The organism is Micromonospora sp. SL4-19 (genome assembly GCF_047921475.1).
In the GTDB taxonomy this organism is placed as follows: domain Bacteria; phylum Actinomycetota; class Actinomycetes; order Mycobacteriales; family Micromonosporaceae; genus Micromonospora.
On sequence record NZ_JBLROB010000006.1, the window covers coordinates 22,669 to 44,986 of the forward strand.

A 22,318-nucleotide genomic window follows, 5' to 3' on the forward strand; every position below is an offset into this window, starting at 1 on the left:
GGTCATGACCGTGGTTGGTGCGCTGCCGTTACGGGTGCTCCATCACGAGCACGGCGAAGGTGCCGGGGACCAGCGCCTCGTACCGGTGCGGCGTGTCGCCGGGAAACGTGGCGTAGTCACCCGGGCCCAGCTCGACCAGGTCGGACTCCGGGCCGATCCGCATCCGCCCGGCCGCGACCACGACGTGCTCGACGCTGCGCGGGGTGTGCGCCTCGGCCACCCGGACGGCCCCGGGCTCCAGCTCCATCACGTACACGTCGCGACGGGCGTGCGGCGAGCCGGCGGCGAGCAGGGTGGCGCTGAAGTCGGCGTGCTCGGAGCGGATTCGCGGGCCCTCGCCCGCCCGGACGACCCGGACGGCGGCCGTGGGCGGCTCGACCAGCCGGCTGAACGGCACGCCCAGCGCGACTCCCAGCGCCCAGAGCGTCTCGACGCTCGGGTTGCCGACACCGGACTCCAGCTGCGACAGGGTGGACTTGGCGATGCCGGCCCGGCGGGCGAGCTCGGTCAGCGAGATGCCCGCCCGGTCGCGCTCGCGACGCAGGGCGGCCGCGATGGTGGCCAGCGGGGGAGCGGGGTCGACCGCCATTGTTCGCTCCATAGGTCGGTTTGTTCGGTTTGACGAACGCGTGCCGCTGCGTTCAGGATAATGAACCATGCGTACGGTACATCGAACGGGCGACGCGGCCGCGCTGCGCGACGTCGCCGCCATCGGCGCGGCGATGGTCGCCGTCGGCGCCTCGTTCGGCGCGGTGGCGGTGGCCGCCGGCCTGCCCGTCTGGGCCACCCTCGCCATGTCGGTGTTCGTCTACGCCGGTGGCGCGCAGTTCATGGCGGTGGGCCTGGTGGCCGCCGGCAGCCCGCTCGCGGCGGTCCTCGCCGGCCTGCTGCTCAACGCCCGGCACCTGCCGTTCGGTCTGGCCCTCGGCGGCAGCCTCGGCCCGGGGCGCTGGCGGCGGCTGCTCGGCAGCCACCTGATGACCGACGAGGCGACCGCGTTCGCCCTGGCCCGGCCGGGCGGGCCGACACGACGACACGCGTTCTGGCTCGCCGGGGCGCTGCTCTTCCTGGCCTGGAACGCGGGCACGCTGCTCGGGGTGCTGGCCGGCGGCGCGGTGGGCGACCCGGCCGTGCTGGGACTCGACGCCGCCTTCCCGGCCGGGCTGGCCGCGCTGCTGCTGCCGAGCCTGCGCGACGGACAGACCCGTCGAGTGGCGCTGGCCGGCGCCGGGCTGGCGGTGCTGGCCACCGCGGTCCTGCCCGCCGGGCTGCCGGTCCTGCTCGCCCTCGTCGCCGTGGTCGTGCCGGCGGTACGCCGGCGCGGGCGGGCCGGCGCCGACCGGATGCCCGCCGTCGCGGCCGTTCCGGGTTCGGGGCAGGTCACCCCGCCGACGGACGATCCGCTCGACGCAGGCGGGGCCGAGCCGGGCGGTGCCGACGGGGTACCGGAGGCCGGGCGCGTGGTGCGGACCGGGGAGGCGTCGTGCTGATCGCCGTGATCGTCGCCCTGGCCGCCGGCACGTACGGATTCCGGGTCGCCGGGGTGCTCCTGCGCGATCGGCTGGAACTGCCGGAGTGGTCCCGGCACCTGTTGCCGGTCGCCGCCGCCGCCCTGCTGGCCGCGCTCGCCGCGACCGCGGCGCTGACGGAGGCCGGCCGCTTCGCCGGCTACGCCCGGCCCGCGGGAGTGCTGGTCGGGGTACTGCTCGCCTGGCGACGGGCGCCGTTCGTCCTGGTCGTGGTCGCGGCGGCCGGCACCACCGCGCTGTTGCGCCTGCTCGGGGTGGAATGAAACGGCCCCTTCCCCGAGTCGGGGGAAGGGGCCGGATCCGGGCCGCGCCCGGTCAGATCTTGTCGCCGATGTTGACCTGTGGCTGCGGGGCCCGCATCCTGCGGAACGTGATCGAGCGCATGATCGCGTAGAAGTAGAGCGAACCGAGCCTCTCGGTGCTCTTGGGGAAGCGCTCGCGCACCAGCTTCTTGATCTTGTGGGAGATCAGGATCGAGTCGATCACCACACCGAGCGCCAGCGCCCCCCACAGCACGTTGGAGATCAGCCGGACGATCGGCGGCATGGCCTGGTTGGATCCGACCAGCACGATCAGCGCGCCGCCGAAGAACCAGGTGCCCACCGTGCGCCGGGAGTCGACCACGTTCCGGGCCAGCAGCCGCTCGGGGCCCCGGTCGCGCGGACCGCCCTCGCGGCGGAACTCGGCCGCCGACTCGGCGCGCGCCACCCGGCGCTGCTCGCGCGCCTCCTCCTTGGTCAGCGGCTTGCTCGGCGTGCCCGCGCGGCGGCCGGCGGTGGGCCGCTTCGGCGTCACCACGCCGAGCTCCTTCTTGCTCGGGGTGTATCCCCGAGGGTGGGCACGGTCGGGTGCCTCGTCGGTCGTCACCGTGGTGACGGACTCCTCGACGAGGTCGGCGGGCTTACGACGAAACAGCGACGGCACTCGTGAAGGGTAGCCAAACAGCCGCGCCCGGTGCACATCGCGGGTGCACCGGGCGCGGAAAACGCAGTGTGATGTTACGGACGCTCCACGTGTGCGCCCAGGTCCGCCAGCTTGGCCTCGAAGTCCTCGTAGCCGCGGTTGATCAGGTCGACGCCGTACACCCGGGAGGTGCCCTCGGCCGCGAGGGCGGCGATCAGGTGGCTGAAACCGGCCCGCAGGTCCGGGATGACCAGGTCGGCCGCGTGCAGCTTGCTCGGGCCGGCGATCACCGCGGAGTGCTTGAAGTTGCGCCGGCCGAAGCGGCACGGGGTGCCACCCAGGCAGTCCCGGTAGACCTGGATGTTGGCGCCCATCGAGTTCAGCGCCTCGGTGTAGCCCAGCCGCTGCTCGTAGACCGTCTCGTGGACGATCGACAGGCCGCGGGCCTGGGTCAGCGCCACCACGAGCGGCTGCTGCCAGTCGGTCATGAAGCCGGGGTGGACGTCGGTCTCCAGCGCCACCGCGTTCAGCTCGCCGCCCGGGTGCCAGAAGCGGATGCCGCCCTCCTGGCCCGGCTTGCCGGCCCGGGGCGGGCGGAGGTCGGTCACCTCGTACTCGCCGCCGACCGAGCGGAAGATGTTCAGGAAGGTCATCATGTCGGCCTGCTGGGCGCCCAGCACCTCGACGTGGCCGCGGGTGGCCAACGCCGCCGCCGCCCAGCTCGCCGCCTCGATCCGGTCCGGGATCGGCCGGTGGGTGTAGCCGCTGAGCCGCTTCACACCCTGGATCTCGATCACCCGGTCGGTGTGCACCTTGATGATCGCGCCCATCTTCTGCAGGACGCAGATCAGGTCGATGATCTCGGGCTCGACCGCCGCGTTGCGCAGCTCGGTGACGCCCTCGGCCATCACCGCGGTCAGCAGCACCTGCTCGGTGGCGCCCACGCTCGGGTACGGCAGGGCGAACTTGGTGCCGTGCAGCCCGTTCGGCGCCGACAGGTGCAGGCCCTCCGGGGTCTTGTCGACGGTCGCGCCGAACTCCCGCAGCGCCTGCAGGTGGAAGTCGATCGGGCGCGGACCGATGTGGCAGCCACCCAGGTCCGGGATGAAGGCGTGGCCGAGCCGGTGCAGCAGCGGGCCGCAGAACAGGATCGGAATCCGGCTGGAGCCCGCGTGCACGTTGATCTGGTCGGTGCTGGCGCTCTCGACGTTCGACGGGTCGAGGATGAGCTCGCCGTCCTCCTCGCCGTCGCTCACCCTGACCCCGTGCAGGTCGAGCAGCCCGCGGACCACCTCGACGTCTCGAATCCGCGGCACGTCGTACAGCCGGCTGGGGGTGTCGCCCAGCAGGGCGGCGACCATCGCCTTGGATACGAGGTTCTTCGCGCCGCGCACGCGGATCCGCCCTTCCAGCGGAGTGCCTCCGTGTACGACCAGGACGTCGTTGGTCAACGCAACCTCCAGCGCGTTGGTGCTGCCGTGTGATGGTGGGCCACGATCTGCATCGCTACCCGGAATGCGGCCACGGGCAAACGGCCCACGTATGTCGTCGCCCCGGCAGCATAGCCCTCCGTTACGAAAATGGAATCGGTCACATCACCAGCGAGGGCACGAACCGGGGTGTCTCGTGCGTTTCCGTGCCGATGACGTGACCGAGGGTGATCAAGCGCCCGGGAGGGCGAGCATCTGGTCCAGCGCGACCCGGGCGTGGTGGGCGGTGTCCGGGTCCACGGTGATCTGGTTGACCACCCGGCCGGCGACCAGCTCCTCCAGGGCCCACACCAGGTGCGGCAGGTCGATCCGGTTCATCGTCGAGCAGTAGCAGACCGCGCGGTCCAGGAACATGATCTGCTTGTCCGGGTGGGCCAGCGCCAGCCGGCGGACCAGGTTGAGTTCGGTGCCGATCGCCCACGCCGAGCCGGCCGGGGCCGCCTCGATGGTCTTGATGATGTATTCGGTGGAGCCGACGAGGTCGGCGGCGGTGACCACCTCGTGCCGGCACTCCGGGTGGACCAGCACGTTGACCCCCGGCACGCGCTCCCGGACGTCGTTGACGCTGTCCAGGGTGAACCGGCCGTGCACCGAGCAGTGCCCGCGCCACAGGATCATCTTCGCGTCGCGGAGCTGCTCCGGGGTGAGCCCGCCGCCCGGCTTGTGCGGGTCGTAGAGGACGCAGTCGTCCAGCGAGAAGCCCATCTCCAGGACCGCGGTGTTGCGGCCCAGGTGCTGGTCGGGGAGGAAGAGCACCTTCGACCCCTGCTGGTACGCCCAGTCCAGCGCCCGCTTTGCGTTGGACGAGGTGCAGACCACACCGCCGCGCCGGCCGACGAAGCCCTTGATGTCCGCCGAGGAGTTCATGTACGTGACCGGGACCGTGTCCTGCGCGACGCCCAGCTCGGTCAGCACGTCCCACGCGGTCTCGACCTGCGACAGCACCGCCATGTCGGCCATCGAGCAGCCGGCGGCCAGGTCGGGCAGGATCACCTTCTGGCCGGCCGAGGTGAGGATGTCCGCGCTCTCGGCCATGAAGTGCACGCCGCAGAAGACGATGTATTCCGCGTCGGGACGGGCCGCCGCCTCCCGGGCCAGCTTGAACGAGTCGCCGGTCACGTCGGCGAACTGGATCACCTCGTCGCGCTGGTAGTGGTGGCCCAGCACGAAGACCTTCGTGCCGAGCGCGGCCTTGGCCGCCGCCGCCCGGGCCACCAGGTCCGGGTCGCTCGGCGCGGGAAGGTCGCCTGGACACTCCACGCCACGCTCGGTGGCGGGGTCGCTGCCGCGGCCGAGGAGCAGCAGCGCAGTCGCGGTGTTGGAGGGTTCAACCCAGGTCGAAGTCACGCCTCCCATGGTCCCACAGCGGAGCCGGCCCGCAGCCGCCGCCGCTGTGGCCTGCCACACTGCTCGGCATGCGCGTGCTGCTCTGCCCGGACAAGTTCGCCGGCACACTGCCGGCCCAGGAGGTCGCCGCCGCGGTGGCCGAGGGCTGGCGGACGGTGGCCCCGGACGACGAACTGCTGCTCCGTCCGCTCGCCGACGGCGGCCCCGGCTTCGTCGCCGTGCTCGCCGAGGCGCTCGGCGGGCGGCGGCTGCCGGTGCCGACCGTCGACCCGCTCGGCCGGCCCGCCGCCGGTGAGATCCTGCTCACCGACGACGGCGCCGCCTACCTGGAGAGCGCTCAGGCGTGCGGGCTGGACCTGCTGTCCGCCGCCGAGCGCGACCCGAAGGCCACCACCTCGTACGGGCTGGGGCTGCTGGTGGCCGCCGCGGTCGAGGCGGGGGCGCGCACCGTCGTGATCGGGCTCGGCGGCTCCGCCACCAACGACGGGGGCGCCGGCATGCTCACCTCGCTGGGCGTCACCCCGCTGGACGAGGCCGGCCAGGCCCTGCCGTACGGCGGGGCGGCGCTCGCGGCGGTGGCCGCGCTGGACGGCGCTCCCCGGGTCCGCGGCGCCGCCCTGGTCGCCGCAACCGATGTCGACAACCCACTGCTCGGGCTGCACGGCGCCAGCAACGTGTACGGCCCGCAGAAGGGCGCCAGCCGGCCCGACGTGCTGCTGCTGGACGCGGCGCTGGAGCGCTGGGCCGGGGTGCTGGAACGCGAGCTGCCGGGCTGCCCGCCAGGGCTCGGCTCGCTGCCCGGCGGCGGGGCGGCCGGTGGGCTCGGCGCGGCGGTCCTCGCCCTGGGCGGCCGGTGCGAGTCCGGCATCGGGCTGGTCACGCGCGCCATCGGGCTGGACGCCGCGCTGGACGCCGCCGATCTGGTGATCACGGGAGAGGGCTCCTTCGACCACCAGTCGCTGCGCGGGAAGGTCGTGGCCGGGGTGGCCGGGGCCGCCCGGGACCGGGGCGTGCCCTGCGTGGTGCTGGCGGGAAGGGTGAGCACCGGGCGGCGGGAGGCCGCCGCGGCCGGCGTGACCGAGGCGTACAGCCTGGTGGAGCACTTCGGCGGCGAGGAGCGCGGCGGCGTGGAGGTGGCGCTGGGCCGGCCCGCCGAGGGGTTGCGCGCGCTCGGTGCCCGCCTGGCCGGGCAGTGGAGCCGGCCCTCGGGCGGTACCGCCCGCTGAGTCCCCTTTCGCACCCGGCGCCCCGTGCCGTCCGGCCTGCCGGCGACGGCCGACCCGGCGGTGGTCGGTCCTGACCGGGTGCCGCCGGCACCGAAGGGCGCGTACCTCACGCCGACGGGGTGACCCGGCGGGAAGCGGCGTACGATCGGATCTGGACCACACCGGGAATCACTGGCGGACGCGCGACGTTGGCCAGTGCGTCCGGACCCATACCGCGCAGGGAGATTTCCACGTGACCACGCCAGCGCAGACCGAGTCGACCGAGGCCAAGGCCCCCAGCACCGTCGTCCTCACCGACGTCGCGGCGCAGAAGGTCAAGGCCCTGATCGAGCAGGAGGGCCGCGACGACCTGCGGCTCCGGGTCGCCGTGCAGCCGGGCGGCTGCTCCGGCCTGCGGTACCAGCTCTTCTTCGACGAGCGGTCGCTCGACGGTGACGTCGTCACCGACTTCGGCGGTGTCGAGGTCGTCGTCGACCGGATGAGCGCGCCCTACCTGGCCGGCGCGACCATCGACTTCGCCGACCGGATCGACGCCCAGGGCTTCACCATCGACAACCCGAACGCCGGCAACTCCTGCGCCTGCGGCGACTCGTTCAGCTGAGTCGACGCCGGTCCGGCCCGCATCGGGCCGACGGCTGACGTACCCGAGAACGGCGGGACCGTCCTACACCGGACGGTCCCGCCGTTCTGCCGTTCCCGGTGGGTGTCCGGGCGGTGACATCCGGATGTGCGGTGGGCAACCGGTTGGCGACCGACCCCCGTCCGGCGGGCCTGGCGGCCCGGTAGGCTGACCGGCGCCGTGCTCCCGACCACGAGGGTTGACATGAAGATCGCCGTAACCGGCTCGATCGCCACCGACCACCTGATGAGCTTTCCCGGCCGATTCGCCGAGCAGCTCATCGCCGACCAGCTGCACAAGGTGTCGCTGTCGTTCCTCGTGGACGACCTGGTGCTGCGGCGGGGCGGGGTGGCGGCGAACATCGCCTTCGGCATGGCCCAGCTCGGCCTGCACCCGGTGCTGCTCGGCGCGGTCGGCGCCGACTTCGCCGACTACCGGTCGTGGCTGGAGCGGCACGGCGTGGACTGCGACTCGGTGCACGTCAGTGAGGTGGCCCACACCGCGCGCTTCGTCTGCACCACCGACACCGACATGTGCCAGATCGCCTCGTTCTACGCCGGCGCGATGAGCGAGGCCCGCAACATCGAGCTGGCCCCCGTGGCGCAGCGGCTGGGCGGCCTCGACCTCGTACTGGTCGGCGCCAACGACCCGGCGGCGATGGTGCGCCACTCGGCCGAGTGCCGGGAGCGCGGCTTCCGGTTCGTCGCCGACCCGTCCCAGCAGCTGGCCAGGATGGACGGCGAGGACGTCCTCGGCCTGATCGACGGCGCCGACTACCTGATGACGAACGACTACGAGAAGTCGTTGCTGCTGAGCAAGGCGGGCCTCACCGACGCGCAGCTGCTGGACCTGGTCAAGGTCCGGGTGACCACGCTGGGCAAGGACGGCGTGGAGATCGCCGGCCGGGACTTCGACCCCATCCACGTGCCGATCGCCCGGGAGATCCAGGCGGTCGACCCCACCGGCGTCGGCGACGGCTTCCGGGCCGGCTTCTTCGCCGCCCTGTCCTGGGGCCTTGGCCTGGAGCGTGCCGCCCAGGTCGGCTCGCTGCTGGCCACCCTGGTGCTGGAGACCGTCGGCACCCAGGAGTACCAGGTCCGCCGGGACCTGTTCGTCAAGCGGCTCGCCGAGTCGTACGGCGACCAGGCCGCCGACGACGTCCGCCCGCACCTGCTGCCGTGACCGCCGGCGTACCCGGTCCGGACGGCGCGGTCGACCCGGCCGCCATGGGCCCCGGCGTGAACGGCCCGCTGCTGGTCGCCTTCGCCGGCCTGCCCGGCGTGGGTAAGAGCACCCTCGCCGTCCGGGTCGGCGCCGCGCTGCGTGCCCCGATCCTGCCGATCGACCCGGTGGAGCGGGCCCTCGGCCGGTACGGCCTGGTCGGCGACGTGCCCGGGATGGCCGCGTACGGCGCGGTCGCCGGGCTCGCCGAGGTGCAGCTCGGGCTCGGGCTGAGCGTGGTGGTGGACGCGGTGAACCCGGTGGCCAGCGCCCGGGGTCTCTGGCACGACCTGGCCGAACGCGCCGGCGTGCCGCTGCGGATGATCGAGGTGCACTGCGGGGACGAGGCCGAGCAACGCCGCCGGGTCGAGGCCCGGCTCCCCGCCGAGCCGGACCCGCACCTGCCCACCTGGGAGCAGACCCTGCTCCGCCGCGCCGAGTACGAGCCGATCATCGGCCCCCGCCTGGTGGTGGACACCGCCGTCGGCGTCGACCCGTTCCCCGGCATCCTCGCCTACCTTCGCTGACCCGGCGCCCCCACGGGGGTCAGTGGGTGCGGCGGACGTCGTAGGCGGGGGCTTCGGGGTGGGCGGCGAGGAAGTCGTGGCCGCGCATCCGGCACCAGGCCGGGATGTCGACGGCGGCGGCCGGGTCGTCGGCGAGCACCCGCACCACCGCGCCGACCGGCAGCTCGGGCAGGCGGCGGGCCAGGTTGATGACCGGCAGCGGGCAACGCTGGCCCCGGTAGTCGAGGATCTCGTCCGGCCCGCTCACAGCCCCGTCACCCCCGCCTCGGCACGCAGGTCGGCGACGATCCCCGGCAGTTCGGCGAGGAAACGTGCCACGTCCGCCTCGGTGGTCTCCCGGTGCAGCGACACCCGGACGTTGCCGTGCGACAGGACCCCCATCGCCTCCAGCACGTGCGACGGCCGCAGCGTCGACGAGGTGCAGGAGGAGCCGGAGGAGACCGCGAAGCCCCGCCGGTCCAACGCGTGCAGCAGCGCCTCGCCGTCCACGTACAGACAGGAGAAGGTGACCAGGTGGGGTAGGCGGTCCACCGGGTCGCCGACCACCTCCACGTCCGGCACCTCGGCCGCTACCCGGGCCCGGATCCGGTCCACCAGCGGCGCCAGCCGGGTCGTCTCGGCCGCCGCGTCGGCCGCCGCCGCGCGCAGGCTCGCCGCCGCGGCCACGACCGCCGGCAGGTTCAGCACCCCGGGGGTACGCCCCGACTCCCGCTCGTCGGCGGGGAACGGCGACTCCCAGCGGGTGCCCTTGCGGACCACCAGCAGCCCGACGCCGGGCGGCCCGCCCCACTTGTGCGCGCTCGCGCTCAGCACCGACCAGCCGGCCGGCACCGGCGCCCGGCCGACCAGCTGTGCCGCGTCGACGTACAGCGGCACCCCCGCCTCGGCGCACGTCTCGGCCGCCGCCGGCACCGGCTGCACCGTGCCCACCTCGTGGCTGGCCGCGATCAGGGCCGCCAGGGCCACCCCCGGCGCGGCCACCGCCGCCGTCCAGGCGTCCAGGTCCAACCGGCCGAGCCGGTCCACCGGTACGGAGACCGCGTCGCCGCCGACGGCCACGTGCCGCTCGGCGGCGTGCAGCACCGCGGAGTGCTCGATCGCCGAGTGCACCAGGGCCGCCCCGACCCGACGCCGCCCGGCCAGGCCGCCCAGCACGGCGGCGTGCACGGCGGTCGTACCGCTGGGGGTGAAGGACAGCTCGTCGGCGCGGACGCCGAGGGTCTGCGCGGTGGCCTCGCGGGCGGCGTCGAGCAGCTGGCGGGCCCGGCGGGCCTGGGTGTAGAGCTTGCCCGGGTCGGCCCAGCCGTCGTCGAGCGCGGCCAGCAGCGCCTGCCGCGCGACCGGGTGCAGCGGGGCGGCGGTGGCCGCGTCCAGGTAGACCGGGGACGCGCTACCGAGCCCGATGGTTCGCTCGCTCACGAACGCCCACGCTATCGTGCCGACAGGGGCAAGATCCCCCTGATGGGTGCGGACAGTGACCCCAAGACGGTCAGGCCCGTCATGGTCGAGTAATCTGCGACCGTCGGTGACGCCTTTGCCGTCGGTGTCGGGGAAAACCACCACCGCGGCGCGCTAGGGAGGCAGGACCAGGTGGTCGCAAGGAGTTCGGAGGTACGGTCGTCGGCCGTACGGCACAGCGCTTCCCCAGGAGCCGGTGGAGGCCGGGGGCGTGGTGTCGGTCGACTCGCCGGGCTCGGTCTCGGCGGAGCCGCGCTGCTGGTGCTGCTCACCGGCTGCGACGTCGGCAAGGCGGTCGACGGCTTCGGGTGGCCGCAGGGCGGCATCACGCCGCAGTCGCACCGGATGTACGACCTGTGGATCGCGTCCTGCATCGCGGCGCTCGCGGTCGGCGTGTTCGTCTGGGGCCTGATCTTCTGGTGCGTGATCCGCTACCGGAAGCGCGGCAACGCGCTGCCGGTGCAGACCCGCTACAACCTGCCGATGGAGTTCCTCTACACCATCGCGCCGATCCTCGTGGTCTCCGTCCTCTTCTACTACACGGCGGTCGTGCAGACCGGTGTGGACAAGCTCTCGAAGAACCCGGACCTGGTCGTCGAGGTCGTCGGCTTCAAGTGGAACTGGCAGTTCAACTACCGCGACGGCCAGGGGCGTGACGCCAACACGGTCGCCTCGGTCCTCGGCACCAGCGAGGTCATCCCGGTGCTGGTCCTGCCGACCGGCAAGTCCATCCGGTTCGAGGAGCAGAGCCGCGACGTCGTCCACTCCTTCTGGGTGCCGGAGCTGCTGTTCAAGCGGGACGTCTTCCCGGGCAACGTCCGGAACGTCTTCGAGGTCACCAGCATCGACCAGACGGGCGCGTGGGTCGGCCGCTGCGCCGAGCTGTGCGGCACCTACCACGCCTTCATGAACTTCGAGCTGCGGGCCGTTCCGCCGCAGGAGTTCGACCAGTTCCTGGCGGCGAAGAAGGCCGGCAAGTCGACGCAGGAGGCGCTCGAGGCGATCGGCCAGAACCCGTACGCCACGACCACCCAGCCGTTCGACACCCGGCGGACCAAGAACAACTTCAACCCGTCCGACGCGTCGGCCGGCGCGGGAAGCTGAGGGATCCGGCATGAAGACCGAGTGGCGAATCTTCCTGACCGTCGGGGCGTTCCTCTTCGGCGTCACCATCCTCTACGCCGCCTGGACGCACGGCGAGAGCGGTCGGATCGAGTGGGTCGGCAGCGTGGCACTGCTGCTGTCGTTCCTGCTCTGCTCGATGTGTGGCGGCTTCTTCTGGTTCATCTCCCGGCGCATCGACCTGCGCCCGGAGGACCGGCCGGACGGCGAGATCGCCGACGGCGCGGGCGAGGTCGGCTTCTTCAGCCCGGGCAGCTACTGGCCGTTCGGCCTGGCCCTGGCCGCGACGATCGCCGGTCTGGGGCTGGTCTTCTGGCAGCTGTGGCTGCTGGGCGTGGGCCTGGTGGCGGTCATCTTCGCCGCCTGCGGCCTGCTCTTCGAGTACTACTCCGGCACCCGCCGGACCGCCGAGCACTGAGCTGACGGCTACGCCGAAAGGCCCGCCTCCCCTCGGGGACGCGGGCCTTTCGCGTTCGTCCTGGTCGGGCATTCCGCCGTCGGCGCCGCGACCGGCGGTCGGGGGATCGTCAGGCGGCGCGGCGGTGGACCGGGCGCGCGCCGCGGCGGCGGGCGCGGCGCGGGGCGCGGACGGGGAACGCGGCGATCAACAGGGCCGCGCCGCATCCGGTGCAGGCCAGCTCCGACCACTCGTCCGGGCAGTCGGTGCCGTGGCCGTCGACGCCGGGCGGAGCCTCGAAGAGCACGACGCCCTCGCAGATGTCGCAGTAGAGCTCACGGTCCGACACGGGCGTCTCCTCTCGGCTCAGTGCCGGCCGAGGAACGGTGCCGGCATCGGCGGAAAACGGAAAACTACTCCCGTGTAGTTTGGCACGCCGGTCTGACACACCCGGCGCGGACCCGGTGCGGCGTACCCGCCCCCGTCGTTGCCCGGCCTGCCACCCGCGCCGATTCGTCAGAGGGAACGGCTGACCTCGAGCCACCGGTCCAGGACGCCGGCGGCGGCCCCGGAGTCGATCGACTCGGCCGCCCGGGCCAGGCCGGCCCGCAGCGCCTCGGGCAGGTCGCCGTCGAGCGGGCCCTGGGTGGCCAGCGCCACCGCGGCGTTCACCAGCACCGCGTCCCGGACCGGGCCGGTCTCGCCGGCCAGCAGCCGCCGGGCCACGCCGGCGTTGTACGCCGCGTCCCCGCCCCGCAGATCGGCCAGGGTGGCCCGAGGTACCCCGAGCTCCGCCGCGTCCAGCAGCGCCTCCCTGACGGTGCCCTGCTGGGCCACCCAGACGCGGGTCGGCGCGGCGGTGGTGAACTCGTCCAGCCCGTCCTCGCCGCGCATCACCACCACCGAGTCGCCCCGGGCCGCGAAGACGGCCGCCATCACCGGCGCCATCCGCAGGTCGAAGCAGCCGACCGCGCCGGCCCGGGGACGGGCCGGGTTGGTGAGCGGGCCGAGGAAGTTGAACGCGGTCGGCACGCCGATCTCCCGGCGCACCGGGCCGGCGTGGCGCATCCCGGGGTGGAAGCGGCCCGCGAAGCAGAAGCCGATGCCGGCCTCGGTCACGCACCGGGCCACCTGCTCGGGGGCCAGGTCCAGCGGTACGCCCAGGTATTCCAGCAGGTCGGCGGTGCCGCACGAGGACGAGGCGGCGCGGTTGCCGTGCTTGACCACCCGGACACCGGCCCCGGCCACCACGAGCGCGGTCATCGTGGAGATGTTCACCGTGTGGGCGAGGTCGCCGCCGGTGCCGACCACGTCCAGGGCGGTGGCCCGGATCTCCTCGGGCAGCTCCACCGCGACCGACCGGCCGAGCATCGCCTCGACCAGGCCGGCCAGCTCGGCGGGGGTCTCACCCTTGGCGCGCAGCGCCACCACGAAGCCGGCCACCTGCGCGGAGCTGGCCGAGCCGGTCATGATCTCGTCCATCGCCCAAGCGGTGTCGGCGGTGGAGAGTTCCTCGCCGCGCAGCAGCGCGTTGAGCAGCAGCGGCCAGGTCCGTTCGCCCATGGGGCCTCCCGAGCGGGGCGTGGAGAGCGGGGTGTGGCGGCCGAATCATGGCCGAAGCGCCGGCGCCACGGCCACGCTGCCGTGCCGCCGAGTGGTCGGCTCAGGCCGCGGCGTGCGTGCGCCGCAGCATCTCGGCGACGGTGGTGCCGGTGGTCACCGGGTCCAGCGGGTGGGTCAGGGTGGCGTCGACCTCGGCGTACGCGGCCAGCCAGCGGTCGGCGGCGCGGGCGAGCACCACGCAGGTCGGCGGCGCGTCGTCCCGGTCGTCCTTGATCTGGCGGGCGATGCCGATGCCGCCGCCCGGGGTCGCCTCGCCGTCGAGCAGGAGCAGGTCGATCTCGTAGTCGTCGACCAGCCGGACGCACTCGGCGTAGTCGGAGGCCTCGACGAACTCGAGCTCGAGCCCGGGCGCGGGCCGGGTGCCGACGGCGAGTCGCATCCGGTCGCGGACCTTCGGGTCGTCGCTGTAGAGCAGGACGGTGCAAAGACGATCGCTCATCGCTGACTAGCTCCCACCTCGTAGCTGCCCGCTGATCGTAGCGGGCGTCACATCGGGCCGGACGGCCCGCCCTCGCGTACGCCTGCAGGGGCTGCGTCGGCGGCCTCCGCGGCGCGCTCGCGGGCCTCCTGGCGGTCCAGTTCGCGGTCCAGCCGGCGCGCCTCGCGCTCGGACTGCTTGATCCACTGGACGACCAGCACGGCCAGCATGGTGACGCTGACGAACTCGCCGCCGGCCCAGAGCACGCCACCGGCGACCACCTGGTCGTTCCACGGGTCCGACCAGCTCAGGTGCAGCGACGGATACCAGTCGCCGCCGAGCAGGGTGGTGCTCTGCATGATCGTGAGGCCGAGCACGGTGTGGAACGGCACGGAGAGCAGCATCAGCAGCGCCCGGGCCGGGTACGGCCAGCGCCCGGGCAGCGGGTCCAGGCCGAGCAGCGGCCAGAAGAAGACGCAGCCGGTCGCGATGAAGTGGGCGTGGACCAGCTCGTGCGCCCACTCGTGCCGCAGGGTGAACTCGTAGAGGTCGGTGAAGTAGAGCGCGAACGGGTTCACCACGAAGATGGCGAACGCCACCAGGGGGAAGCTGTAGATCCGGGCGACCCGGCTGTGCACGATCGCCAGCAGTCGCTTGCGGGGCCGCACGGGGAGGGTACGCAGGGCGAGCGTCACCGGGGCGCCCAGCGCCAGGAAGATCGGCGCGACCATGGACAGCAGCATGTGCTGCACCATGTGCACCGACACCAGCGCGGTGTCGTACGCGCCCAGCCCGCTGACCGTGACCGCCGCGATGCCGCCCAGGCCGGGGACGAGGAAGCAGACCGTCCGGACCACCGGCCAGCGGTCGCCGCGCAGCCGCAGCCGGTACACGCCGTACAGGTAGAGACCGGCCGCGAGGAGCAGCCCGAGGGTGAGCCAGCTGTTCAGCCGGGTCTCGGTGATGATCCGGGCGACGGTGAAGGGCGGCGGGACGGCCTCGCCCCCCGCCGCCAGAATCGACGGAACGATTCGTGACGGAGCGCCCGAGGTGGCGGCGAAGATCGGATCGACGTGCAGCACGCTTTTCAGGGTAGGTCAGGCGAAGCGGACGACCCCGATCGGGCCACTACCGGCACAGGTTTGCCACCCCGCTGATCGTCGGTCCCGGTCAAGGGCAATAATGACCGCGTGACTGCGGCCCCAGCCATTGATAAGAGCCGGATCCACTCGCTGACCCGTCCCAACATGGTCAGCGTCGGGACGATCGTGTGGCTCTCCAGTGAACTCATGTTCTTCGCGGCGTTGTTCGCGATGTACTTCTCGATCCGCGCGGCGGCGCCGGAGCAGTGGGAGAAGCACACCGAGATCCTCAACATCCCCTATGCGACCACCTTCACGGTGATCCTGGTGTTGTCCTCGGTGACCTGCCAGCTCGGTGTCTTCGCGGCCGAGAAGGGTGACGTCCACTCGCTCCGTCGGTGGTTCACGATCACCTTCGTGATGGGTCTGATCTTCGTGCTCGGCCAGGCGAACGAGTACCGCAACCTGGTGCACGAGGGCGTCAAGATCAACGCAGACGGTTACGGGTCGATGTTCTACCTGACCACCGGCTTCCACGGTCTGCACGTGACCGGCGGTCTCATCGCCTTCATCATCTTCATGATCCGCACCACCATGGGCCGGTTCACCCCGGCGCAGGCCACGTCGGCGATCGTCGTGTCGTACTACTGGCACTTCGTCGACGTCGTGTGGATCGGGCTCTACGCCATGATCTACTGGCTCCAGTGATCTTGGCGCGTCACGAACCGCGCCGCTGCTCCGTCCCCTGAGACAAGGTCCAACCGGTTAAGGACACAGGTCATGACTTCTGACAACGACCGCCGACGCGGTCTGCTCGCGCGGTTGCGTGGGCGGCCCGTAGCGCGCAGCAGGGGCCGCCGCCGGCTGGGTGCCGCGGTCCGGCTGGCCGCCGCGCTGATGCTGGCCGGCGGCGCCTACACCGTCTTCGCCCCCGGCGTGCAGGCGCAGGACACCCCGCCCCTGAGCGCCGCCGCCAACGAGGGCAAGGCGCTGTTCGACGTGAGTTGTGTGAGCTGCCACGGCCGCAACGCCCAGGGCGTCGAGGGACGCGGCCCGAGCCTGGTCGGCGTCGGGTCGGCCTCGGTGGAGTTCCAGGTCAGCAGCGGTCGGATGCCGATGGCCCGGCAGGAGGCCCAGGCCCCGCGGAAGAAGCCGCAGTTCACCGACGAGCAGGTGCGCCAGCTCGGCCAGTACATCCAGGAGCTCGGCGGCGGCCCCCAGGTCCCCGCGGGCAACAACCTGCACCAGAACGCCGACCTGGCCACCGGTGGCGAGCTGTTCCGGATCAACTGCTCGCAGTGCCACGCCTTCACCGGTGGCGGCGGCGCCCTCTCCTCCGGCAAGTACGCGCCGAGCCTGCACCCGTCGAGCGACCGGCAGATCTACGCCGCGATGCTGAGCGGCCCGCAGAACATGCCGGTGTTCGGGGACAACCAGATCTCTCCGCAGGAGAAGGCGGACATCATCGCCTACATCCAGGAGACCCTGAAGGCCAACCAGGACCAGGGCGGTTTCAACCTGGGCCGGTACGGCCCGTCGACCGAGGGCCTGGCGGCCTTCCTGGTCGGCATCGTCGCGCTGGTCTTCGCGAGCCTGTGGATTGCGGGCAAGTCGTGACCGAGCGGATCAATCGTTTCAGTGCTGCGGCGTCGACCCCCGGCGCCGCCCGTAGCGAGGTGACGGCATGAGCACCCACACCGAGCACCAGGCCCCGCAGGGCCGGGAGCCGCTCGACGTGAACGACCCCCGGCTCTCCCGGTTCGACATCGTCCAGGAGGGCGCGCGGCGGGACGACATCGAAATCGTCCACTACGAGCCGCAGGTGGTCCCGGGCAGCAAGGCGGAGCGCCGGCTGACCCGTACGGTCGCCGCGCTCTTCCTGCTGACCGGCGCGGCCGCCACCGCGTTCCTGGTCGTCTACATCTGGTGGCCGTGGCAGTGGGAGCCGGGCCACGGCGGCGACAAGTTCTACACCCCGCTGCTCGGCGTGACCCTCGGCATCGCGCTCCTCGCCATCGGCTTCGGCATCCTCACCTGGGGCAAGAAGCTGCTGCCGAAGGAGGTCTCGATCCAGGACCGGCACGACCAGCCGAGCTCCCCGGAGGATCGCACGATCACCGGCGCGACCATGCTCTACCTGGCCGACGAGATGGGCGTCCGGCGCCGGCCGCTGCTCGGTATGTCGCTGCTCGCCGGTCTCGTCCCGGTCGGCGCGGTGGTCGCGGCACCGCTCATCGGTGGACTGATCGAGAACCCGCACAAGAACAACCAGATGTTCACCACCGGGTTCAAGCCGGGCGAGGGCGGCAAGAAGATCCGGCTGATCCGCGAGGACGGCCGGCCCATCCGCCCCGCGGACGTCAGCGTGGGTGGTCAGCTCACCGTCTTCCCGGGCGTCGACGGCGGCGTGAGCAACAAGTACGCGGACTCGCCGACCCTGCTGATCCACCTGCGTGAGGAGGATGCGCAGAAGTCGCGCACCGCCAACGCGCGGATCGGGCACGGCGACTACATGTGGGGCAACTTCGCGGCGTTCTCCAAGATCTGCACGCACGCCGGCTGCCCGGCCAGCCTCTTCGAGCAGCAGACCAACCGGCTGCTCTGCCCCTGCCACCAGTCGCAGTTCCTCATCACCGACAACGCCGAGCCGGTCTTCGGCCCGGCCAACCGGCGGCTGCCGCAGCTGCCGATCGAGGTGGACGCGGAGGGCTTCTTCGTGGCGAAGTCCGACTACACCGAGACCATCGGTCCCGACTTCTGGGAGCGGCCATGAAGCGCCGAAAGTTTGACGTAGCGGCGATGCCGGGCAAGACGGCCGGCGCGCTGGACGACCGCTTCCAGGCGGCCACTCCGCTGCGGAAGCTGCTGAACAAGGTCTTCCCCGACCACTGGTCCTTCCTGCTGGGCGAGATCGCGCTCTTCTCGTTCATCGTGCTGATCATGACCGGTGTCTTCCTGACCTTCTTCTTCGAGCCGTCGATGAACGAGGTGGTCTACAACGGCAGCTACGCGCCGCTGCGGGGCACCACGATGTCGGCCGCGTACTCCTCCAGCCTGGACCTGTCGTTCGACGTCCGGGGTGGTCTGATCATGCGGCAGATGCACCACTGGGCGGCCCTGCTGTTCATGGCGGCCATCGTGGTGCACATGCTGCGGGTCTTCTTCACCGGCGCGTTCCGCAAGCCGCGGGAGACGAACTGGATCATCGGCTCGCTGCTGTTCTGGGTGGGCTTCCTGGCCGGCTTCACCGGCTACTCGCTGCCGGACGACGGCCTCTCCGGCACCGGTCTGCGGATCGCCTCCGGCATCATCCTGTCGATCCCGGTGATCGGCTCGTGGGTCAGCTCGTCGATCTTCGGCGGGGAGTTCCCGGGCACCATCATCATCAGCCGGTTCTTCATCGCCCACGTGCTGATCGTCCCGGGTCTGCTGGTGGCGCTGATCAGCGCCCACCTGGGCCTGGTCTTCAAGCAGAAGCACACCCAGTGGCCCGGCCCCGGCCGGACCAACGAGAACGTGGTCGGCGAGCGGATGTTCCCGCGCTACGCGCTCAAGCAGGGCGGCTTCTTCGCGGTCGTCTTCGGCGTGATCGCGCTGATGGGTGGCCTGTTCCAGATCAACCCGATCTGGTATTTCGGCCCGTACGAGGCCTGGGTGGTCTCCGCGGCCAGCCAGCCTGACTGGTACGTCATGTTCCTCGACGGTTCGACCCGCCTCATGCCGGGCTGGGAGATCCCCATCCCGATCGGCGACGGGTACGTCATTCCGCCGCTGTTCTGGCCGACGGTCGTGCTGCCCGGCATCCTGGTGGGCCTGTCGACGATGTACCCGTTCCTGGAGGCCCGCCGCAACAAGGACTACCGCCACCACAACCTGCTCCAGCGGCCCCGGGACGTCCCGGCCCGGACCGCGGTGGGCGCCATGGCGGTGTCCTTCTACATCGTGCTGACCCTCTCCGGGGCCAACGACGTCATCGCCGACAAGTTCCACATCAGCTTGAACGCGATGACCTGGGGGGGCCGGGTCGGCCTGTTGATCCTCCCGCCGCTGGCCTACTACCTCACCTACCGGATCTGCCTGGGCCTGCAGCAGCACGACCGGGAGGTGCTGGCCCACGGCGTGGAGACCGGCATCATCAAGCGGCTGCCGGACGGTCGGTTCGTCGAGGTCCACCAGCCGCTCAGCGCGGCCGAGGGCCACGACGGGCTGGAGTACGTCGGCTGGGTCGTCCCGAAGAAGATGAACCGGCTCGGCGCACTCGGCCCGGCCATCCGGGGCTTCTTCTACCCGATCGAGAAGCCGGCCGAGGCGCCGGTCTCGCCGGGGCACCCGCCGGTCGAGCCTCGACCGGAGCGGGAGGAGATCGGCAGCGGCGAGAGCCGTCGCTGACCCCCCGAGCACGACTGATCGTGGCGCCCGCCGGATTTCCGGCGGGCGCCACGGCGTTTCCGGGCCCTCCGTCCCGTCCCGCCCACCGCGTGCCCGGTGGATCCGCTCCGCTGTCCCGCCACTCCCTGACCCGGACGCGTGGAATCGCAGGAATAACCCCGGCCAGCCGGGTATCCGTGCGGTCCAACGAAAAGGGGGGGAAACATGTTGGGTATCAAACGCCTCGGGCTCCTGGCCGCCATGGTGGTGGTCGGGGTGGCGCCCGCCGCGGCGGCGCAGGCCGCGGCACAACCGTCAACGCAGGACACCCAGTACCTGCAGGCGCTGCACCAGGTGAACCTGGCCGAGATCACCATGGGCAACCTGGCCCAGCAGAAGGGCCAGAACGCGCAGGTCAAGGAGCTGGGCAAGCAGTTCGTGACGGACCACACCCAGCTGGACGATTCGGTGAAGTCCACCGCCTCGCAGCTCAACGTCCAGTTGCCGTCCCAGCCCACGACGGATCAGCAGAACGTCATCAACCAGCTGAACAGCCTCAGCGGGGCGGCGTTCGACAAGGCGTGGGTGACCGCCGAGCTGAACGGCCACGTCCAGGCCATCCAGGCCACCCAGACGGAGATCTCGCAGGGCTCCGAGCAGTCGGTGATCACGCTGGCCCAGGACGCGCTGCCGGTGCTCCAGGCACACCTCGACGCGCTGACGTCCCTGGCCCAGACCCTGGGCGTTCCCGTCCCGTCGGCCAGCGCCAGCGGCACGCCCAGCCCGGGCGGTACCTCGACGCCGGCTCCGGGCGGCACCGAGTCCCCGGCTCCGGGCGGCACCGAGTCGCCGGCTCCGGGCGGCACCGAGTCGCCGGCTCCGGGCACGACCGAGACGCCGGCTCCGGGCACCACGGAGGAGACCCCGGCGCCGAGCCAGAGCTGACCTGTACGACCGTAGGTGGCCGGTCCACCCCCGCAGGGGTGGGCCGGCCACCACGCGTACCGGGTCAGTCGGCGTTGGCCAGCCCGATCGCGAACGCCTCCTCCAGGTCGTGCTGGGAGTACGCCCGGAACGCGATGTGCGACTCGGTGTTGATCACGCCGGGCACCTTGGAGATGCTGCCGGCGATGACCTGGGCGATCTGCTCGAACTCACGGACCCGGACCATGGCGATCAGGTCGACGTGACCGGCGACGGAGTAGACCTCGCTGACGCCCGGCAGGTTGGCCAGGGTCTCGGCCACCTCGGGGATGGAGTCGGTGGCGCAGTCGATCAGCACGATCGCGGTGATCACGGGACATTTCTCCGTTCGTCGACGTCGTGGCCCATGGTAAGGGCTCGCCGGGTCAGCCCGTCCCGGGCTCGGGGAACCGGCCGACCGGGACGGTCAGATCGGCCCCGACGCGGATCGCGTCGGTGAGCCGCTCGTCGTCGCGTACCGTCGCGCCGGGCCAGACCACGGCCCGGGTGACCTCGCCCCGGATGGTCGCCCCCGGGCCGACCACCGCCCGACGTACCCGGCCGGTCACCGTGGCGGACGGGTGGATCAGGCTGCCGTCGCCGGCCGCGTGCAGGTTGGCCGCCAGGTAGTCGGCCGGCGTGCCGGTGTCGTAGAAGGTGCCCCGGTAGGGCACCACCGCCAACCCGCCGGCCGCCTCCGCCGGGCGCCACACCGCCCGGACCAGGTCGCCGAAGGCCGCCGGCAGGTCCCGGACCAGCCGCCAGGGCAGCAGCGAGAACCCGACGAACCGGTGGCCGCTGAAGGTGCCGGGGGCCGCCGGGTCGCCGGCCGGCTGGCCGAGCAGGCGTACGCTCCGCCCGTCCCAGCCGTCCAGCAGCGCCGCGATGTCCGGCCCCGGCGGGGCATCCGGATCGGCCAGGTACGCGTCGGCGTTGCCGACCAGCACGCCCCGGCCGGCGATCCAGTTCCGCAGGTTGCCCAACCCGCCCGCGGTGCCGAGCGGATCGCCCGGCTCGACCGACAGGTGGGCCCGCCCACCGACGTGCGCGACCACCTGGTCGCCCCGGTAGCAGGCGTTCACCGCGACGCGCTCCGCGCCGGCCAGGCCGAGGCCGGCCAGCCGGTCCAGAGCCCGATCCAGCAGCGGCACGTTACCGACCGGGCAGAGCGCCTTGGGCAGTCGCTCGGTGAGCGGGCGCAGCCGGGTGCCCTCACCGGCGGCGAGCACCACCCCGCAGACGTCCACGTCCGCCCGCCAGCCGGCGCGGGTCGCGCGGCCCACCCCGGCATGGCCGTCCGCCCCGCCCAGACCGCTGGGGCGCCCGCCGCCGGGACCGTACGCGGCGGCCGGGCCGGTGCTGGCGGTGGTGCCGCCGGGACCGTTCTCGACGACCGGGCCGGCGGGGCCGGGACGCGGCCCGGGGGCGGTCACGCGACCGGTGGCGTCGCCGGCGGGACCTCGCCGGCACGCGGACCGATGCCGTAGTGGGCGAGCAGGTTGGCGGTGGCCCGGCTCAGCCGGGGCAGGTCGTCCACCGGGTGCCAGGCCGCCTCGAAGACCTCGGCGCCGTCGACCGTCAGCTCGGTGGTCGAGGCCGGCACCTCGGCCTCGAAGACCACGTCCACCCAGCCCTTGGCGTGTACCACGGCGTTGGGCACGGCCGGGCGGAGCCGGTCGGGGGAGAGCCGGACGCCGGACTCCTCGTACAGCTCGCGGGCCGCGCCGACCACCGGCGCCTCGCCGCGTTGCAGCAGGCCGGCCGGGAGGGTCCAGCTGTAGCCGGGCGGCTGGCGCAGCAGCAGGATGCGCCCCGCGCCCTCGGCCTCGGTGTCCCGGACCAGGGTGACCGCGCCGACGACGTACTTCGGCACGGCCAGGCGCACCAGCCGACGGCGCAGCGGGACGGGAAGCCGGTAGAAGATCTGGTAGCCGAGGGCCCGTCCGGTGGCACGCGCGCGGGGGATCATGCCTCCAGGCTAGTGGCCCGGCAGGGCCGGCGGATGAGCGGCGTTTCACCTACCCG

Annotated in this window: 26 protein-coding genes; 13 read left to right on the top strand and 13 right to left on the bottom strand. The window is 72.5% G+C overall.

Annotation, left to right across the window (positions count from 1 at the left end):
- Positions 1–28 precede the first annotated feature (28 nt).
- A complete protein-coding gene (locus ACNAVT_RS10945; protein ID WP_416295242.1) occupies positions 29–589 on the bottom strand; it encodes a helix-turn-helix domain-containing protein in 561 nt (186 codons plus the stop codon).
- Positions 590–656: 67 nt separating this feature from the next.
- On the opposite strand from ACNAVT_RS10945, the gene ACNAVT_RS10950 reads away from it, so the two are divergent.
- Positions 657–1,490, top strand: coding sequence for an AzlC family ABC transporter permease (locus ACNAVT_RS10950; protein ID WP_416295243.1), 834 nt, complete (start codon positions 657–659; stop codon positions 1,488–1,490).
- A complete protein-coding gene (locus ACNAVT_RS10955; RefSeq protein ID WP_416295245.1) occupies positions 1,484–1,792 on the top strand; it encodes an AzlD domain-containing protein in 309 nt (102 codons plus the stop codon). Before ACNAVT_RS10950 ends, ACNAVT_RS10955 begins: the two co-directional genes overlap by 7 nt.
- Positions 1,793–1,844: 52 nt before the next feature.
- On the opposite strand, the gene ACNAVT_RS10960 is transcribed toward ACNAVT_RS10955, so the two are convergent.
- From ACNAVT_RS10960 to nadA, 3 genes are all read right to left on the bottom strand, one after another.
- Positions 1,845–2,453 (bottom strand): DUF3043 domain-containing protein, encoded by a 609-nt coding sequence (locus tag ACNAVT_RS10960; protein ID WP_416295246.1) that lies wholly within the window; start codon positions 2,451–2,453, stop codon positions 1,845–1,847.
- Positions 2,454–2,527: 74 nt separating this feature from the next.
- Positions 2,528–3,883 (bottom strand): UDP-N-acetylglucosamine 1-carboxyvinyltransferase, encoded by a 1,356-nt coding sequence (murA, locus tag ACNAVT_RS10965; RefSeq protein ID WP_416295247.1) that lies wholly within the window; start codon positions 3,881–3,883, stop codon positions 2,528–2,530.
- 210 nt (positions 3,884–4,093) lie between these two features.
- Entirely contained in the window at positions 4,094–5,269 is a 1,176-nt protein-coding gene (gene nadA / locus ACNAVT_RS10970; RefSeq protein WP_416295249.1) for a quinolinate synthase NadA, read from the bottom strand.
- Between the two features lie 68 nt (positions 5,270–5,337).
- On the opposite strand from nadA, the gene ACNAVT_RS10975 reads away from it, so the two are divergent.
- The 4 genes from ACNAVT_RS10975 (at position 5,338) to ACNAVT_RS10990 (ending at position 8,862) form a co-directional block, all read left to right on the top strand.
- The gene (locus ACNAVT_RS10975) at positions 5,338–6,495 is read left to right on the top strand and encodes a glycerate kinase (RefSeq protein WP_416295251.1); all 1,158 of its coding nucleotides are present in this window, start codon (positions 5,338–5,340) and stop codon (positions 6,493–6,495) included.
- Positions 6,496–6,727: 232 nt separating this feature from the next.
- A complete protein-coding gene (erpA, locus tag ACNAVT_RS10980; RefSeq protein WP_091320045.1) occupies positions 6,728–7,096 on the top strand; it encodes an iron-sulfur cluster insertion protein ErpA in 369 nt (122 codons plus the stop codon).
- A gap of 222 nt (positions 7,097–7,318) precedes the next feature.
- Positions 7,319–8,296: a carbohydrate kinase family protein gene (locus ACNAVT_RS10985; RefSeq protein ID WP_416295252.1), complete on the top strand. Its 978-nt coding sequence runs from the start codon at positions 7,319–7,321 to the stop codon at positions 8,294–8,296.
- On the top strand, positions 8,293–8,862 hold the full coding sequence (locus tag ACNAVT_RS10990; RefSeq protein ID WP_416295254.1) for an AAA family ATPase: 570 nt from the start codon (positions 8,293–8,295) through the stop codon (positions 8,860–8,862). The genes ACNAVT_RS10985 and ACNAVT_RS10990 overlap by 4 nt, the downstream gene beginning before the upstream one ends.
- A 19-nt stretch (positions 8,863–8,881) precedes the next feature.
- Here ACNAVT_RS10990 and ACNAVT_RS10995 read toward each other — a convergent pair whose 3' ends face one another.
- Together ACNAVT_RS10995 and ACNAVT_RS11000 are read right to left on the bottom strand one after the other, a co-directional pair.
- Positions 8,882–9,109 carry a sulfurtransferase TusA family protein gene (locus ACNAVT_RS10995; RefSeq protein WP_416295255.1) on the bottom strand — a complete coding sequence of 76 codons (228 nt, stop codon included), beginning with the start codon at positions 9,107–9,109 and terminating at the stop codon, positions 8,882–8,884.
- Positions 9,106–10,281: a cysteine desulfurase family protein gene (locus ACNAVT_RS11000; RefSeq protein ID WP_416295256.1), complete on the bottom strand. Its 1,176-nt coding sequence runs from the start codon at positions 10,279–10,281 to the stop codon at positions 9,106–9,108. The genes ACNAVT_RS10995 and ACNAVT_RS11000 overlap by 4 nt, the downstream gene beginning before the upstream one ends.
- A 171-nt stretch (positions 10,282–10,452) precedes the next feature.
- Between ACNAVT_RS11000 and coxB the strand changes: the two genes are divergently transcribed.
- Together coxB and ACNAVT_RS11010 are read left to right on the top strand one after the other, a co-directional pair.
- A complete protein-coding gene (coxB, locus tag ACNAVT_RS11005) occupies positions 10,453–11,424 on the top strand; it encodes a cytochrome c oxidase subunit II (RefSeq protein ID WP_416295257.1) in 972 nt (323 codons plus the stop codon).
- A gap of 10 nt (positions 11,425–11,434) precedes the next feature.
- Complete coding sequence (locus ACNAVT_RS11010) at positions 11,435–11,860, top strand: cytochrome c oxidase subunit 4 (protein WP_416295259.1); 426 nt, start codon at positions 11,435–11,437, stop codon at positions 11,858–11,860.
- A gap of 109 nt (positions 11,861–11,969) precedes the next feature.
- On the opposite strand, the gene ACNAVT_RS11015 is transcribed toward ACNAVT_RS11010, so the two are convergent.
- The 4 genes from ACNAVT_RS11015 to ACNAVT_RS11030 all read right to left on the bottom strand — a co-directional run bounded on the left by ACNAVT_RS11015 (position 11,970) and on the right by ACNAVT_RS11030 (position 14,962).
- On the bottom strand, positions 11,970–12,188 hold the full coding sequence (locus ACNAVT_RS11015; RefSeq protein WP_416295261.1) for a hypothetical protein: 219 nt from the start codon (positions 12,186–12,188) through the stop codon (positions 11,970–11,972).
- 167 nt (positions 12,189–12,355) lie between these two features.
- The gene (trpD, locus tag ACNAVT_RS11020) at positions 12,356–13,402 is read right to left on the bottom strand and encodes an anthranilate phosphoribosyltransferase (protein ID WP_416295263.1); all 1,047 of its coding nucleotides are present in this window, start codon (positions 13,400–13,402) and stop codon (positions 12,356–12,358) included.
- A gap of 100 nt (positions 13,403–13,502) precedes the next feature.
- Positions 13,503–13,901 carry a hypothetical protein gene (locus ACNAVT_RS11025; RefSeq protein WP_416295264.1) on the bottom strand — a complete coding sequence of 133 codons (399 nt, stop codon included), beginning with the start codon at positions 13,899–13,901 and terminating at the stop codon, positions 13,503–13,505.
- Positions 13,902–13,948: 47 nt separating this feature from the next.
- Positions 13,949–14,962: a cytochrome c oxidase assembly protein gene (locus ACNAVT_RS11030; protein ID WP_416295265.1), complete on the bottom strand. Its 1,014-nt coding sequence runs from the start codon at positions 14,960–14,962 to the stop codon at positions 13,949–13,951.
- Between the two features lie 108 nt (positions 14,963–15,070).
- Between ACNAVT_RS11030 and ACNAVT_RS11035 the strand changes: the two genes are divergently transcribed.
- The 5 genes from ACNAVT_RS11035 (at position 15,071) to ACNAVT_RS11055 (ending at position 20,275) form a co-directional block, all read left to right on the top strand.
- Positions 15,071–15,670, top strand: a complete 600-nt coding sequence (locus ACNAVT_RS11035) for a cytochrome c oxidase subunit 3 (RefSeq protein ID WP_416295266.1) — start codon at positions 15,071–15,073, stop codon at positions 15,668–15,670.
- Between the two features lie 72 nt (positions 15,671–15,742).
- A complete protein-coding gene (locus tag ACNAVT_RS11040) occupies positions 15,743–16,579 on the top strand; it encodes a c-type cytochrome (protein ID WP_416295268.1) in 837 nt (278 codons plus the stop codon).
- A 67-nt stretch (positions 16,580–16,646) separates the two neighbouring features.
- The gene (locus ACNAVT_RS11045; RefSeq protein WP_416295270.1) at positions 16,647–17,735 is read left to right on the top strand and encodes a ubiquinol-cytochrome c reductase iron-sulfur subunit; all 1,089 of its coding nucleotides are present in this window, start codon (positions 16,647–16,649) and stop codon (positions 17,733–17,735) included.
- The gene (locus ACNAVT_RS11050; RefSeq protein ID WP_416295271.1) at positions 17,732–19,351 is read left to right on the top strand and encodes a cytochrome b N-terminal domain-containing protein; all 1,620 of its coding nucleotides are present in this window, start codon (positions 17,732–17,734) and stop codon (positions 19,349–19,351) included. The genes ACNAVT_RS11045 and ACNAVT_RS11050 overlap by 4 nt, the downstream gene beginning before the upstream one ends.
- Before the next feature lie 204 nt (positions 19,352–19,555).
- Positions 19,556–20,275 (top strand): DUF4142 domain-containing protein, encoded by a 720-nt coding sequence (locus ACNAVT_RS11055; RefSeq protein WP_416295273.1) that lies wholly within the window; start codon positions 19,556–19,558, stop codon positions 20,273–20,275.
- 64 nt (positions 20,276–20,339) lie between these two features.
- On the opposite strand, the gene ACNAVT_RS11060 is transcribed toward ACNAVT_RS11055, so the two are convergent.
- The 3 genes from ACNAVT_RS11060 to ACNAVT_RS11070 form a co-directional block, all read right to left on the bottom strand.
- On the bottom strand, positions 20,340–20,627 hold the full coding sequence (locus ACNAVT_RS11060; RefSeq protein ID WP_091122500.1) for an Lrp/AsnC family transcriptional regulator: 288 nt from the start codon (positions 20,625–20,627) through the stop codon (positions 20,340–20,342).
- 52 nt (positions 20,628–20,679) lie between these two features.
- Entirely contained in the window at positions 20,680–21,540 is an 861-nt protein-coding gene (locus tag ACNAVT_RS11065) for an NTP transferase domain-containing protein (RefSeq protein WP_416295623.1), read from the bottom strand.
- A 182-nt stretch (positions 21,541–21,722) separates the two neighbouring features.
- A complete protein-coding gene (locus tag ACNAVT_RS11070; protein WP_416295275.1) occupies positions 21,723–22,262 on the bottom strand; it encodes an NUDIX hydrolase in 540 nt (179 codons plus the stop codon).
- Positions 22,263–22,318: the final 56 nt, after the last annotated feature.

Excerpts from the sequence above, each read along its gene's own strand:
- trpD (WP_416295263.1), bottom strand. The coding sequence starts at position 13,402 with ATGGGCGAACGGACCTGGCCGCTGCTGCTCAACGCGCTGCTGCGCGGC.
- ACNAVT_RS11070 (WP_416295275.1), bottom strand. The coding sequence starts at position 22,262 with ATGATCCCCCGCGCGCGTGCCACCGGACGGGCCCTCGGCTACCAGATC.
- ACNAVT_RS10950 (WP_416295243.1), top strand. The coding sequence starts at position 657 with ATGCGTACGGTACATCGAACGGGCGACGCGGCCGCGCTGCGCGACGTC.
- ACNAVT_RS11025 (WP_416295264.1), bottom strand. The coding sequence starts at position 13,901 with ATGAGCGATCGTCTTTGCACCGTCCTGCTCTACAGCGACGACCCGAAG.
- ACNAVT_RS11045 (WP_416295270.1), top strand. The coding sequence starts at position 16,647 with ATGAGCACCCACACCGAGCACCAGGCCCCGCAGGGCCGGGAGCCGCTC.
- ACNAVT_RS10945 (WP_416295242.1), bottom strand. The coding sequence starts at position 589 with ATGGCGGTCGACCCCGCTCCCCCGCTGGCCACCATCGCGGCCGCCCTG.
- ACNAVT_RS11010 (WP_416295259.1), top strand. The coding sequence starts at position 11,435 with ATGAAGACCGAGTGGCGAATCTTCCTGACCGTCGGGGCGTTCCTCTTC.
- ACNAVT_RS11050 (WP_416295271.1), top strand. The coding sequence starts at position 17,732 with ATGAAGCGCCGAAAGTTTGACGTAGCGGCGATGCCGGGCAAGACGGCC.
- ACNAVT_RS10975 (WP_416295251.1), top strand. The coding sequence starts at position 5,338 with ATGCGCGTGCTGCTCTGCCCGGACAAGTTCGCCGGCACACTGCCGGCC.
- ACNAVT_RS11040 (WP_416295268.1), top strand. The coding sequence starts at position 15,743 with ATGACTTCTGACAACGACCGCCGACGCGGTCTGCTCGCGCGGTTGCGT.
- ACNAVT_RS11055 (WP_416295273.1), top strand. The coding sequence starts at position 19,556 with ATGTTGGGTATCAAACGCCTCGGGCTCCTGGCCGCCATGGTGGTGGTC.
- ACNAVT_RS10985 (WP_416295252.1), top strand. The coding sequence starts at position 7,319 with ATGAAGATCGCCGTAACCGGCTCGATCGCCACCGACCACCTGATGAGC.